Source organism: Streptomyces sp. NPDC026589 (assembly GCF_040638385.1).
In the GTDB taxonomy this organism is placed as follows: domain Bacteria; phylum Actinomycetota; class Actinomycetes; order Streptomycetales; family Streptomycetaceae; genus Streptomyces.
The window spans coordinates 521,247-533,608 of the sequence record NZ_JBEZYG010000002.1 but is presented as its reverse complement, the minus strand read 5'-3'; the positions used below and the strand labels follow the sequence as shown (position 1 = coordinate 533,608).

The window sequence follows — 12,362 nt, the reverse complement described above, 5'->3', positions numbered from 1 at the left end:
CCGCCCCGGGACCGGTCACTCGGGCAGCTCGGCCCGCCAGGCCGTGATGTTCAGCTCGTCCATGTACCGGATGTCGTGACCCTCCAGCGGGTAGACCCGCGCCCCCGCGTCGGGGGCGGCGGCCAGCTCCAGGGCGTCGGCCATGACGAGCTCGCCGCCCTCCTGGGTGGAGACCCAGGCGAGCATCGACCGTGCGGTGCCGCCCGGCTTCAGGGTGAGCGCCTCGGGGCCCCGGTCGCGGCCGAACTGCGAGCCGGCCGGGTTGACCTTCACGGGGAGGCGTTCGCCGTCCTCGCCGAGCGCCTGGACCGAGGGGTAGCCGTCGACCCGGTAGGGCTTCGAGCCGCAGTTGGTCAGGGTCAGGGCGACCGCACGGCTCATCATCGCGGTCAGCACCTCCCCCATGGTCACCACGGCGCCGGAGGCGGGGCACTTCTCCGGCGGGGTCCCGGGCGGGGTGGAGGCCGGGCCGCTCCGCGCCGTCTCCCCGTAGGCCGGCGCGGGGGTCGGGGGCAGCGTCTCGGCGCGGACGATGCCGGAGCGGGGCGCGGAGGCGGACGGGGCGGGGTCCGGTTCTTCGCCCTCGCCGGCCGGGACGAGAAATCCGGAGCAGCCGGTCAGCGCGGTCAGCGCCGCCGCCGACAGCACGGCGGAGACCCGTCCGCGCACCCGCGCCCGCCCGCGTACGCACACACCCATGCCGATGCCCCCACCTCTCGCCGCGGCCGTCGCCACGACCACCGCCGCGGCCCGTCGTCCGTGCGTTCGATCATGTCAGAAGTGGTGTCGGAGCAGCCGCCCCCTACGGACTGTTCAGCGTCCCTTGCCGGTCACCCCAAGAAGATCTAAGTGGACCTACAGGGTTCCGGGAGCCGACACTTCGGGCATGACCGCCACCGCACCGCGCCCCTTCGGCCGCACGCTCTGCGCCATGATCACGCCCTTCACCACCACCGGGGCCCTGGACCGCGACGCCGCCCGTGCGTACGCCGCACGCCTGGTGGCGGAAGGCTGCGACGGGATCGTCCTCAGCGGCACCACGGGCGAGTCCCCCACCACGACGGGCGCCGAGAAGTCCGCCCTGCTGCGGGCCGTCCGGGCGGAGGTCGGCGACGGGGTGCCGCTGCTCACCGGCGTCGGGGGCCCGGACACCGCGCACACCCTGCGCCTGGCGCGGGAGGCCGAGGAGGCGGGCGCGGACGGACTGCTGGTGGTCAGCCCGTACTACAGCCGCCCGCCGCAGGCCGCCGTCGAGACGTACTTCCTGCGGGTCGCGGACTCCACCGGACTACCGCTGATGCTGTACGACATCCCCGGCCGCACCGGCACCCGGATCGAGCCGGAGACCCTGCTGCGGCTGGCGGAGCACCCGCGCGTGGTGGCGGTGAAGGACTGCTCCATGGACCTGCTCGGCTCGACGAAGGTGCTGGCCCGCACCTCGCTGGCGTACTACTCGGGCTGCGAGGAACTGAACCTGCCGTTGTACGCGGTGGGCGGCGCGGGTTACGTCAGCACCGTCGCGAACGTGGCCCCGCGCCAGGTACGGGCGCCGCTGGACGCGTTCGACGCGGGCCGCACCGACGAGGCGGCCCGGCTCAACGGGCTCACGGTGCGCCTCACCGAACTGATGATGGCGAGCGGCCTCCCCGGAACCGTCACCGTGAAGGCGCTCCTGGACGCGGGACCGGTCCGGGAACCGCTGCAGCCCGCCGGGCGCGAGGCGGCCGACGGGCTGCGGGCGGCGTACGAGGAGCTTCTCGCTCCCTGCTGAACGGGTCAGTTGTGGGCGTGCAGGACCTCGTTGAGGCCGCCCCACACCGCGTTGTTCGGGCGGGCCTCGACGGTGCCGGTGACCGAGTTGCGGCGGAAGAGGATGTTGGAGGCGCCGGACAGCTCGCGAGCCTTGACGACCTGGCCGTCCGGCAGCGTGACCCGGGTGCCGGCGGTGACGTACAGACCGGCCTCGACGACGCACTCGTCGCCGAGCGCGATCCCGACGCCCGCCTCCGCGCCGACCAGGCAGCGCTCGCCGATGACGATGCGCTCCGTGCCGCCACCGGAGAGGGTGCCCATGGTGGACGCGCCGCCGCCGATGTCCGAACCGTCGCCGACGACGACGCCCGCGGAGATGCGGCCCTCGACCATGGAGGTGCCGAGCGTGCCCGCGTTGAAGTTGACGAAGCCCTCGTGCATGACGGTGGTCCCGGTGGCGAGGTGCGCGCCGAGCCGGACGCGGTCGGCGTCGGCGACGCGTACGCCCTTGGGGGCGACGTAGTCCGTCATCCGGGGGAACTTGTCGACCGAGGTGACCTGGAGGTGCAGGCCCTCGGCGCGGGCGTTGAGCCGCACGCGCTCCAGGTCGTCGACGGCGACCGGGCCGAGCGAGGTCCAGGCGACGTTGGCGAGCAGCCCGAACAGCCCGTCGAGGTTCTGGCCGTGCGGCCGGACCAGCCGGTGCGAGAGCAGGTGCAGACGCAGATAGGCGTCGTGGGCGTCGAGCGGCTTGTCGTCGAGCGAGGAGATGACCGTGGACACGGCGACGACCTCCACGCCGCGCCGGGCGTCCACGCCGAGTGCCTTGGCGGCGCCCTCGCCGAGCCGGTTGACGGCCTCGTCCGGGCTGAGGCGCGTCGTACCGGCGGGGCCGGGGTCGGAGGTCAGCTCGGGGGCGGGGAACCAGGTGTCGAGGACGGTGCCGTCACCGGCGACGGTGGCGAGGCCGGCGGCGACGGCGCCGGTGGTGCGGGCAGAACCCTGGGAAGTCGTGTCGGTCATGAACGCAACCTAACGGGCCGGGGCCCGCTCGGGCGAACCGGTCCCGGCGTGGGGCCCCTTTCCCGCCACCCGCTCCCGCTCCCGCTCCCCGCACGGTCGCCCCACATCCATCACCGGCTTCACCTCCAGGACGGGAGGATCCGCCGGGACCGCAGGGGTGTGTCGACGCAGGGGGCGTATCACCCTGCCGGTCAGCAGAGTGCGGGAGACATAACCGAAGCGACGGGAGTCGACGCTCACGGGCTGATTGTCGCCCAGGACCAGGTAGTGGCCGGGTGGCACGATCGAGCCGGGGGGGACGTCCAGCCGCTCGGCCATGAGCGCGGGAACCGGGTCGCCGGGTCCGGCGGCGATCCGTTTGATGATCAGGCCCTCGTGCGTGAGCCCCTCATCACGCGCGCCGGGGGGCGGTTCGAGGACGACGACATCTCCGCGGGCCACCCGGCGCGCGCGGCGGCGGACCAGGACGCGGTCCCCGTCGTGGAGGGCGGGTTCCATGCTCGGGCCGGTGACGGTGACGGCCAGCAGGCGGGTCCGCAGCAGACGGCGGGCGAGGCGCACGATCACGCGGGGCCTCCGCTCCGGGAGGTTCCGGCCACCACGTCGGCGGGCGGCAGCGGCCCCGCGTCGGCGGCACGGGCCGGCGGGGTGGGTACGGAGGCCCCCGCGCCGTGCGCACCGGCGTCGGGCGCGTACCCGCTGGCCTGGAGGGTGAACAACCGGGCGTACACCCCGGAACGGCGCATCAGGTCGGCGTGCGGCCCCCGTTCGACGATCCGGCCGTCCTCCAGGACCACGATCACGTCCGCGTCGCGCAGGGTGTTGAGGCGGTGGGAGATGAGCAGCCCCGCCCGGCCCGCCCGGTGGCGTCGCAGCCGGCGGTGGATCTCGTACTCCGCCTCGGGATCGAGACCGGAGCCGGGCTCGTCGAGGACGAGGAGGTCGGCGTCGTCCCGGATCAGGGAGCGGGCGAGGGCGAGCCGCTGCCACTGTCCGCCGGAGAGGACGACTCCGGTCGTGGCGTCGTCCTTGTCCCGCTCGCTGAAGAAGATCCGGCTCAGCAGGGTGTCGTAGCCGTGGGGCAGGCCGGTCAGCCGGTCGTGGATTCCCGCGACGCGGGCGGCCTCCGCCACCCGGTCGCGGTCCTGCAGTGCGGTGAGGTCGCCGAGGGCGATGTTCTCGCGGGCGGTCAGGTCGTACTCCATGAAGTCCTGGAAGGTGGCCCCCATCCGGCGGCGCAGCTCACGCGGGCACAGTTCGCGCAGGTCGACGCCGTCCCAGAGGATCTGTCCCCGGACGGGATCGTAGAACCGGCACACCAGCTTCACCAGTGTGGACTTCCCGGCGCCGTTGAGACCGACGAGGCCCACGGCCTGTCCGGCGGGCAGGACCAGGTCGACGCCCCGGAGCACCCAAGGCTGGTCCTCCCCGTAGCGGAACCACACATCGCGGAACTCCACCGAGTGGCGCAGCGGCGGTACGGGACGTGGCCGGGCGGGTACGGGCAGGTCGGGCCGAGCGTCGGTCACGGTGAGGAAGTGGCGGAACATCAGGAGGGCGTGGTGGCCCGTGGCGAGTTCGACGGCGAGTCCGGCCAGCGCCCCCTGGACCGCGGGCAGGGCGGTGACCAGGACGGTCACCCCGCCGACGGTGATCTGTCCCGAGCGGGCGGCCGAGACCGCCCACAGCAGTCCGGCCCCGGCGACCAGGGCGGAGAGCAGGGCGAGTCCCGCCTGGACGGCCAGTTCCTGACGGTCCATGCTCCGTTTCGCCGCGTCCGAGGTGCGGCGCTCCGCGACCATCCGGTCGCCGAGGAAGCGCCCCAGGCCGAAGAGCCTGATCTCCTTCGCGGCCCGCAGGTCGGTCAGCAGTGCGCTGTAGAACAGCTCCCTGCGCTCCACCGGGCCCACCGACCAGACGAGGGCGGCCCGTCGGCGGCTGAGCGCGATCTCGGCGCCGAGGACGAGGACGCCGGAGGTCAGGACGGCCGCCGCCATCCAGGGGCCCAGCAAGGTGAGCGCGCCGAGGAATCCGGTGAGGGTCACCACCGCGCCGACGGTGCCGATGACGCTGCCGACCGCGTCGACCGGCGCGGCGCCGCCGTACTGACGGGCCATGCGCAGCCGGTCCAGGAAGCGCGGGTTCTCGTAGGGGCCGATGCCCGTGAACCGGTCGACGGCGGTGTGGAGTTCGATCTGAGCGCGCAACCCGACCGCCCGGCCGAGCTGGGCCCGCAGGTACTGGAGGAACTGGGGGACGACGGCGAGGGCGACACCGCATCCGACCAGCAGCAGAACCGGGCCGGTGAGGGAGCCGCCGGCGAAGGGGGCGGCGACCAGGCGGTCGATCACGGTCTTGAGGGTCCAGGCGGCGGCGACCGGGGCGGCGGACGCGGCCACCGTGAGCAGCAGCCAGCCCGTCAGGGTGGCGGGCGCCGCCCGGCGGGCCAGGCGGACCGCGGCGACCAGGACGGTACGGAGCGGGGAGTGGCCGGGTTCGTCGTCGGGCCGGGCGGCGGGGGCGGGCCTGGTCATCGGGCGGCGACGGGGGTCTGGGGCCACCGGCCGACTTCCGTCACCACGAGACCGCCGTCAGAGCTGTGCCCCACCCGTACACAGCTGGGAAACGCCTTGACGGCCAACGCCGTGGTGACCGGGCCGCCAAAGGGTTCCTGGACGGTCGGCACCACGGCGGCCAGGGCGGCGGCCATCGATCCGGCGTCCTCGTCCGACATGCCCGGCCCGTGCGGGTCCGGCGCTTCGTGTGAGCTGTACGGGTCCCCTGCTTCGTCTGAGCTGTAGGAGTCGTTGACGACGACGGCGAGCACCTGCCGGGCCTCCTCGGGCCGGTCCGCGTACCGGGCGACGAAGCCGGGCAGTTTGTCGCGACAGGGCTCGCAGGTGGGCGAGAAGAACGCGACGAGGGTTCCGTCGGTGAGATCCCGGTCGGTGACGGGGCTGTCGGACGGGCCGGCGGTGAAGGAGGGCACAGGGGTGCCGACGCTCGCGATCCCGGACATGCCTCCGGGCATGGCGGCGGCCGGTGCCGACGCCTGTCGCAGCAGGTCGGAGTGTTCCCGCAGCCGTCGGACGACTCCGACGGTGAGTACGAGGTCGACCAAGGCCAGGGCTCCGACGGCGAGGACGGCGGCGGCGAGCGGACTCACGGGGTGGTTTCCTTTCGGGGCAGGGGACGGAAGAGCGTGACGAGGTCGTCGAGGGCCGTGACGAGCAGGCCGAGGACCGCGCCCGCGAGGGAGGCGGTCAGCACCGCCACCGGGTCGCCCGTACCCGGGCCGCCGACGGCCACGGCTACGAGGCCGGTGACCGCCACGGCCAGCAGGATGGAGTTGCGTACGGCGTGTACCGCGCCGAGCGGAGTCGTCGTACGGCCGAAGCAGCGGCAGGGCGTCCGACGGCCGCTACGGGCGGCGGCGACGGCCAGCGCGGTGAAAGCGGCGAGCAGTACGGCGGCGATGCCGAGCCCGGCGACGAGTACGGTCGGCGGAGCGAGGAGGCCGGGCAGGGCGAAGGCGGGTACGAGGACGGCCTCAGCGGTCACCACCAGCGCGGCGAGGGAGCTGGCGGGCAACGGCCCGGGGAGCCGCAGGGCTCGCACGGTCCCGGTGAACTCCGCGAAGGCGGCCGGGTTCTGGACCTTGCCGAGGACGGAGCGCGTGAACACCAGCAGCAGACAGCCACGGACAGCCCAGACGACGAGTTCCACGAGGTGTCCTTTCTGAGGAGGGCGGCCGCGAGGGGCACCGACAGAGCGGCACGGTCGGTGCGATGCGGGTCGGTTCAGCCGTGGGCGCCGTGGGAACGGGACGGTTGACCGCGAGCGCCCCGGCGGCGGTAGGGGTTCCTGCCGCGCTGCCGACGGGCCGTGGTGCGTGCCGCTCCCGGGTCGATGACCCGGGAGCGGCACGCATCCGGAGCACGTCCCGGAGAGGCCACCTTCAGGTCGCCTCTCCGGGGGCTGCCGTCAGCAGACGGCGCAGCGCTTCCCCAGGAACACCTGGGTTCCGTCGGAACAGACCTGACTGGTGAAGATCGCCTTGAAACCGGTGCGGTGGCACATCGGTACCATCGTCGAATTGCACACTTCCTCGGTCCAGCACTCGACGGCGGCAGCCGCCTCCGCCCGGGGAACCAGACGGTCGACCAGCGAATCGGACAGGTTCCGGATCCAGTCGCGCATGGAGATCCTTTCGTCTTCGGTAGGTGAGAGGGGGTGCCGGGGGCAGGTCAGCCGTTGCAGCGGGCGCAGCGGACGCCCCGGAAGCTGCGGGTGCCGTCGGCGCACACCTGGTAGATGAAGTAGCCCCAGCGGCCGGTGGAGCCGCAAAGCTGGAGCGGCCCCTGCTGGCAGACCTCCTCGGTCCAGCACTCGGTGGCGGCGGCAGCCTCGGTCTTCGGGACCAGGCGGTCGATCAGGGCATCGGAGAGGTTCTCGAACCAGGCACGCATGGCAGATCCTTCGGTCAGCGGGTGAGCGGCCGGCCCGGGGCGGGCCGGCCGGCCGGTGCGGCGCTCGCAGCGGTGGCGCGGGGGAAGCCGACCGCTGTCCGCCCGGATGTGGCGGACCACGGTCGTTCAAGGGGCCTGTTCCGCCCCGTAGCGGAGCCGGGTCGCCCGGTCGGCGAGCCTTCGGCTACCGACGCCCGGTGGAGCCGGCCGCCCGGGATGCGGACGGTCGGCCGAAGCGCCGGGCGGGTTCTGGAACCTCTTGTGCGGGGAAATCCTCTCGGTTGGTGAGAGACCCGCGGTGTGCTCCCGGCCGGTTGCGTGGGAGCGCCTTCGACCCCGTCAGCCTCCGTGGGCGCTCTTGCAGGAATCTTGATCGGATCTGAAATCGGCGGCGGCTGGTGGGACGGCACTCGGCAGACGGGCGGAGCGCGTTGGCAATCTGGTACGGAGTCCTCGGGGAGATCGAGGCCCGGCGGGACGGGCGCCGGGTGGATCTGGGCCCGGCCCGGCAGCGGACCGTCCTGGCGGCACTGCTGATGGATGTGGACCGGGTGGTTCCGGTGGACGGCCTGGCGGAGCGGGTCTGGGGCGACCGGCCGCCGCGCCGGGTCGCGGCGGCCGTGCACACCTATCTGTCACGGCTGAGGCGGGCGCTGGAACGCCCCGCGCCGGACGGCGTCGTACCGGACGGTGCTGATCCGGGGCGGCCCGCGATCGTGCGGCGGCCCGGCGGGTACGCGGTGCCGGCCGGTCCGGGCACGGTGGATGTGCATCTCTTCCGCGATCTGGTCGCCCGCGCCCGGTCGTACAGCTCCACCGACGACGGCGGTGCGCTGGAGCTGTACGACCGGGCGCTCGCGCTGTGGCGGGGCGAGCCGTTCGCGGCGGTGGACACCCCGTGGTTCAACGCGGCACGGGTCTCGCTGTCGGAGCAACGGCACGCCTGCCGCCTGGACCGCAACGACGTGGCACTGCGGCTGGGGTGTCACGGCGCGCTCTTGCCGGAACTGGGCGCCTGCCACGACGAGCGCCCCTGGGACGAGCGGCTGACCGCCCAGTTGATGACCGCGCTGAGCCGCAGCGGACGGACGGCGGATGCGCTGCGCTGCTTCGAGCGGGTGCGGTGCGCGCTGGCGGAGGAGTTGGGCAGCGATCCGGGGCCGGAGCTGCGGCGGCTGCATCAACGGGTGCTGGCAGGCGATGCGACGCTCGGGCCGGCCGGGCGGCCGGGCCCGCCGGCGCTGGGCTCCTTCACGACGTCCGGAGCGCCCACGGGAGCGGACTCCCGGCCGCTCCCCGGTGGCGCGCGGGTCGGCACGGTGCCGCGCGAGCTGCCCTCGGCGACACGGCACTTCACCGGGCGTACGTCCGAGCTCGCCCTGCTGGACGAGGCGTTGGGCCGGTCTCCGGACGAGACGGGGGACGAGACGGCGGACGAGACGGCGGGCATGGCGGGACCCGGCGGCCCCGGCGCGGGGCCGGTGTGTGTCATCAGCGGCGGCGCGGGGGTGGGGAAGACCTCGGTGGCGCTGCACTGGGCGCACCGCAACCTCTGCCGATTCCCCGACGGGCAGTTGTACGTGGATCTGCGCGGGTTCGCCCGCTCGGGCGGTCCGCTGACGCCCGCCGCGGCGCTCCGACTGCTGCTGTGCGGTCTCGGCGTGGACCCGGCGGCGGCGCCGGCGGGCCGGCAGGCGCTCGCCGGGCTGTACCGGAGCCTGGTCGCGGACCGCCGGGTGCTGATCATGCTGGACGACGCGGCCGACGCCGAACAGGTCGCGGCGCTGCTGCCGGGGAGCGCGGGAGCCGCCGTACTGGTCACCAGCCGCCGTCGACTGACGGGGCTCGCCGTCACCCAGGGGGCACACGCGGTGTCGCTGTCCACCCTGTCCCGGGCGGACTCCCGGGAACTCCTCGGGCACCGGTTGGGCGAGGCGCGGCTGGCGGCCGAGCCGGAGTCGACGGCGGCCGTCCTGGAGCGGTGCTCGGGTCTGCCGCTGGCGCTCGGCGTGGTCGCCGCGCGGGCGGCGGCCCGGCCGGGCTTTCCGCTGGCGGACCTCGCCGAGGAGCTGCGGGACGCGACGGGCCGGCTGACCGCTCTGGGCACGGGTGATCCGTCGGCGGATGTCCGGACGGCGCTGCGTCTGTCGTACCGGGCGCTGAGCGGTGCCGCGGCCGGGGCGTTCCGGTTACTGTCGGCGGTGCCGGGGCCGGACATCGGGCTGGGCGCCGCGGGGAGTCTGCTGGGCTGTTCCCCGGCGTCGGCGCGGGTGCTGCTGCGGGAGCTGGAGGCGGTCCATCTGCTGGAGCAGCACTGGCCCGGCCGGTACCGCATGCACGGGCTGGTACGGGTGTTCTCGGCCGAACTGCGGGAAGCGGGGCCGTTCGAGCGGGCGCTGCGGCGGGTGCTCGACCACTACGCGCACACCGCGTGGGCGGCCCGTCGGCTGCTGGGCCCGTACGGGCGTCGGCCGGTGTGGCTGGGGCCGCCGCTGCCGGGAGTGGCCCCGGAACGGCCCGCCGACCGGCGTGCGGCGGGGGCGTGGTTCCACGCCGAATGGGCGTGCCTCACCGCCGCCCGACGGCTGGCGGAGCGGCGGGAGTGGGACTCGGTGGCGTGGGAGCTGGCCCTGGTACTGGACGGCCTGGTGCCGCGGCAGGGCCGGGCGTACGGGGCAGGGGGCAGGGCCGCGGGAGCGGGCAGGGGCGAGCTGTCCGGCGGGGCGCGCCGCCGGGCGGTACACAGCCGTCGCGCGGGGTACGCCGTGGTGGAGACCGGGGCGCGGGGAGGCGGTGCGGACGGCGAGGGTGGTGGGGGCCGGGTACCGGCGGGGGCCGCGCCGACGTTGCCGTGCCTGGCGTGAGGGATCACGTCCCGGCAGAGCGGCGACCGCGCTACCCGAACACGCCGGTGAGGGAGACGGCGCGGGGCGGGCTCGCGGTGAGCATCAGCGACTGCTGCCGCCGTCCACGATCCGGGCCAGCATCTCGCGGGTGCAGGGCGCGTCGAACGTGCCGCCGGTGAGGAGCACCTGGAGACAGACGCCGTCCATCAGTGCGACGAGCGCCCGCGCGGTCTCCGGGTCGGTGTGCCGGGACAGCAGCTCGACGGCCTCCTCGGTCCATTCGGCGGCGACGGGGCGCAGCACGGGGCGGCGCAGGGCCGCGAGGTACAGCTCGTACTCCAGCTCGATCGCCCCGCGTTCGCCCGCGAACCACCGGCCCAGCAACCGCGTCAGCTCCTCCGCGAGACCGGCGGAGCCGACGGGTCCCGCCAGGGCCTCGCTGCCGCGCAGTTCCTGCACGAAGTTCTCGTTGCACCGGCGCAGGGCGGCGACCAGGAGTTCGTCGAGGGAGCCGAAGTGGTACGTGGTCGAGCCGAGCGGCACATCGGCCTCGGCGGCCACGGTGCGGTGGCTGAGGCCGGCCATGCCGTCGGCCGCGATCACCCGCAGCGCGGCGTCGATGATCTTCGTCCGCCGCCCGGGGTCGTACCGCCGGGCCATCAGTGCGCCCCGCCCAGGTTGAGGACGACGACCCCGGCCACGATCAGGGCGATGCCGATGATCTTGGCCAGGCCGCTGGACTCCCCCAGGAACAGGATCCCGATGAGGGCGACGGCCGCGGTGCCGACGCCGGCCCAGATGGCGTAGGCGGAGCCCACGGAGAGCGTCTTGAGGGTCTGGGCGAGCAGGGTGAAGGCGATGAGGTAGCCCACCACGGTGCCGATCGAGGGCCAGAGCCGGGTGAAGCCCTCGCTGTACTTCATGGCCGTCGTCCCGGCCACCTCCGCCGCGATGGCGGCGGCCAGAAGTCCGTATGCGTATCCCATGGGTACGACTGTACCCAACGTTGCGTACGACCGTACATATCATCGGCCCACGTCGGGGGCGCTACGGTGTGCCGACCGACCAAACGGCCCGTGACTCGGGCCGACGACACGACGGAGACGCAGTGGCGCAGGACGCAGGGTGGGGCGGCGGCCCGTACGGGGGCGCACCTCACGGTGGGGGGCCCTTCCACGGGGGCGCGCAGGGACCGGGCGGGGGATGGAACAGCGGGTGGGCCGCACCGCCGAAGCCGGGGGTCATACCCCTGGCGCCGCTGAGGGTCTCGGACATGCTCAGCGGCGCCTTCTCGACGCTCGGGCGGTACTGGAAACCGCTGATCGGGATCGCCCTGACGCTTTTCGGCGCGGCGACGCTCGTGATGATCGCCGCGCTGGTGGCCGCCGGCGCCGCCGTCGCGAGCCAGTGGGACGAACTGACTGCCGGCTCCCCGGGATCTCCGGACGCGGCGCAACTGGTCCCGCTGGGCGTCGCGTTCGGCGTGCTGATGGTCATCGGCATGATCGTCTACCTGCTGGCGTCCGCCGTGGTGCAGGCGGCGGTCCCGGTGGTCCTCCAGGAAGCCGTCCTGGGCCGCCCGATCGGCTTCGGGGAGGTCTGGAGGCGGGCGTGGTCGCGGGTCTGGTCGATCCTCGGCACGGTGTTCCTGACCGGGCTGATCATGCTCGTCCCGATGGCGCTCATGATGGGTGCCATCGCCGGGCTGATGATCTACGCCGTGTCGCTGGGCGACGAGGACGGCGTCGTGCCGCTGATGGTGGTCGGCTTCCTCGGCGCCCTGCTCGTCGCACCGGTGGCGATGTGGCTCTACGTCCGCTTCTCCCTGGCCCCGACGGTCGTGGTCTTCGAGCAGCAGCGGCCGGTCGCCGCCCTGCGCCGCTCGGTCCAGCTGGTGCGCGGCAACTGGTGGCGGGTCTTCGGCGTCTGGCTGCTCGCCGTCGGACTCGCGGCCGTGATCGGCTACACGATCCAGATGCCGTTCCAGATGGTCGGCCTGCTCCCCGGCGTGTTCGACCCGGCGGACATGGACGCGGACCCGAGCGGCGGGCAGATCCTCGCGGTGCTCGGCGGCGTGATGCTGCTGTCGTTCATCAGCCAGATGATCGCCCAGCTCTTCACGGCGATCTTCCCCCCGCTGGTGGTCGGCCTGCTGTATGTCGACCTCCGGATGCGCACGGAGAACCTGGGCCCGGTCCTGGCCGAGGCGGCGGCGACGACCCTGCCCGAGCAGTACGGCCCCCCGCCGCCCTCCCACGTCTGAGCACGCGGG

At 74.1% G+C, this 12,362-nt stretch carries 13 protein-coding genes; 3 read left to right on the top strand and 10 right to left on the bottom strand.

The genetic code is table 11. The features are described 5' to 3' along the window. Positions 1-15: 15 nt before the first annotated feature. Positions 16-699, bottom strand: coding sequence for a DUF4232 domain-containing protein (locus tag AB0F29_RS05400; RefSeq protein ID WP_361867607.1), 684 nt, complete (start codon positions 697-699; stop codon positions 16-18). A gap of 187 nt (positions 700-886) precedes the next feature. Here AB0F29_RS05400 and dapA point away from each other — a divergent pair, with 187 nt between their 5' ends. After that, complete coding sequence (dapA, locus tag AB0F29_RS05395; protein WP_361867606.1) at positions 887-1,771, top strand: 4-hydroxy-tetrahydrodipicolinate synthase; 885 nt, start codon at positions 887-889, stop codon at positions 1,769-1,771. Positions 1,772-1,776: 5 nt separating this feature from the next. Here the strand turns inward: dapA and dapD are convergent, their stop codons facing one another. The 7 genes from dapD to AB0F29_RS05360 all read right to left on the bottom strand — a co-directional run bounded on the left by dapD (position 1,777) and on the right by AB0F29_RS05360 (position 7,244). Continuing rightward, positions 1,777-2,775 (bottom strand): 2,3,4,5-tetrahydropyridine-2,6-dicarboxylate N-succinyltransferase, encoded by a 999-nt coding sequence (dapD, locus tag AB0F29_RS05390; protein ID WP_361867604.1) that lies wholly within the window; start codon positions 2,773-2,775, stop codon positions 1,777-1,779. Positions 2,776-2,784: 9 nt separating this feature from the next. After that, positions 2,785-3,342, bottom strand: a complete 558-nt coding sequence (locus tag AB0F29_RS05385) for a S26 family signal peptidase (protein ID WP_361867602.1) — start codon at positions 3,340-3,342, stop codon at positions 2,785-2,787. Next, a complete protein-coding gene (locus AB0F29_RS05380) occupies positions 3,339-5,336 on the bottom strand; it encodes an ABC transporter ATP-binding protein (RefSeq protein WP_361867601.1) in 1,998 nt (665 codons plus the stop codon). Before AB0F29_RS05380 ends, AB0F29_RS05385 begins: the two co-directional genes overlap by 4 nt. Beyond that, a complete protein-coding gene (locus AB0F29_RS05375; protein ID WP_361867599.1) occupies positions 5,306-5,941 on the bottom strand; it encodes a redoxin domain-containing protein in 636 nt (211 codons plus the stop codon). The genes AB0F29_RS05380 and AB0F29_RS05375 overlap by 31 nt, the downstream gene beginning before the upstream one ends. Further along, on the bottom strand, positions 5,938-6,501 hold the full coding sequence (locus AB0F29_RS05370; RefSeq protein ID WP_361867598.1) for a MauE/DoxX family redox-associated membrane protein: 564 nt from the start codon (positions 6,499-6,501) through the stop codon (positions 5,938-5,940). The genes AB0F29_RS05375 and AB0F29_RS05370 overlap by 4 nt, the downstream gene beginning before the upstream one ends. Before the next feature lie 258 nt (positions 6,502-6,759). After that, positions 6,760-6,975 carry a hypothetical protein gene (locus tag AB0F29_RS05365; protein WP_361867596.1) on the bottom strand — a complete coding sequence of 72 codons (216 nt, stop codon included), beginning with the start codon at positions 6,973-6,975 and terminating at the stop codon, positions 6,760-6,762. Positions 6,976-7,022: 47 nt separating this feature from the next. Beyond that, a complete protein-coding gene (locus tag AB0F29_RS05360; protein WP_361867594.1) occupies positions 7,023-7,244 on the bottom strand; it encodes a hypothetical protein in 222 nt (73 codons plus the stop codon). A gap of 431 nt (positions 7,245-7,675) precedes the next feature. Here AB0F29_RS05360 and AB0F29_RS05355 point away from each other — a divergent pair, with 431 nt between their 5' ends. Next, a complete protein-coding gene (locus tag AB0F29_RS05355; protein ID WP_361867592.1) occupies positions 7,676-10,108 on the top strand; it encodes a BTAD domain-containing putative transcriptional regulator in 2,433 nt (810 codons plus the stop codon). Between the two features lie 84 nt (positions 10,109-10,192). Here AB0F29_RS05355 and AB0F29_RS05350 read toward each other — a convergent pair whose 3' ends face one another. Beyond that, positions 10,193-10,750, bottom strand: a complete 558-nt coding sequence (locus AB0F29_RS05350) for a TetR family transcriptional regulator (protein ID WP_361867590.1) — start codon at positions 10,748-10,750, stop codon at positions 10,193-10,195. Further along, positions 10,750-11,076: a multidrug efflux SMR transporter gene (locus AB0F29_RS05345; protein ID WP_361867588.1), complete on the bottom strand. Its 327-nt coding sequence runs from the start codon at positions 11,074-11,076 to the stop codon at positions 10,750-10,752. Before AB0F29_RS05345 ends, AB0F29_RS05350 begins: the two co-directional genes overlap by 1 nt. Positions 11,077-11,363: 287 nt before the next feature. Here AB0F29_RS05345 and AB0F29_RS05340 point away from each other — a divergent pair, with 287 nt between their 5' ends. Further along, positions 11,364-12,353: a hypothetical protein gene (locus tag AB0F29_RS05340; protein WP_361867586.1), complete on the top strand. Its 990-nt coding sequence runs from the start codon at positions 11,364-11,366 to the stop codon at positions 12,351-12,353. The last annotated feature ends 9 nt before the right edge of the window (positions 12,354-12,362 follow it).

Excerpts from the sequence above, each read along its gene's own strand:
- AB0F29_RS05365 (WP_361867596.1), bottom strand. The coding sequence starts at position 6,975 with ATGCGCGACTGGATCCGGAACCTGTCCGATTCGCTGGTCGACCGTCTG.
- dapA (WP_361867606.1), top strand. The coding sequence starts at position 887 with ATGACCGCCACCGCACCGCGCCCCTTCGGCCGCACGCTCTGCGCCATG.
- AB0F29_RS05345 (WP_361867588.1), bottom strand. The coding sequence starts at position 11,076 with ATGGGATACGCATACGGACTTCTGGCCGCCGCCATCGCGGCGGAGGTG.
- AB0F29_RS05400 (WP_361867607.1), bottom strand. The coding sequence starts at position 699 with ATGGGTGTGTGCGTACGCGGGCGGGCGCGGGTGCGCGGACGGGTCTCC.
- AB0F29_RS05350 (WP_361867590.1), bottom strand. The coding sequence starts at position 10,750 with ATGGCCCGGCGGTACGACCCCGGGCGGCGGACGAAGATCATCGACGCC.
- AB0F29_RS05340 (WP_361867586.1), top strand. The coding sequence starts at position 11,364 with ATGCTCAGCGGCGCCTTCTCGACGCTCGGGCGGTACTGGAAACCGCTG.
- AB0F29_RS05360 (WP_361867594.1), bottom strand. The coding sequence starts at position 7,244 with ATGCGTGCCTGGTTCGAGAACCTCTCCGATGCCCTGATCGACCGCCTG.
- dapD (WP_361867604.1), bottom strand. The coding sequence starts at position 2,775 with ATGACCGACACGACTTCCCAGGGTTCTGCCCGCACCACCGGCGCCGTC.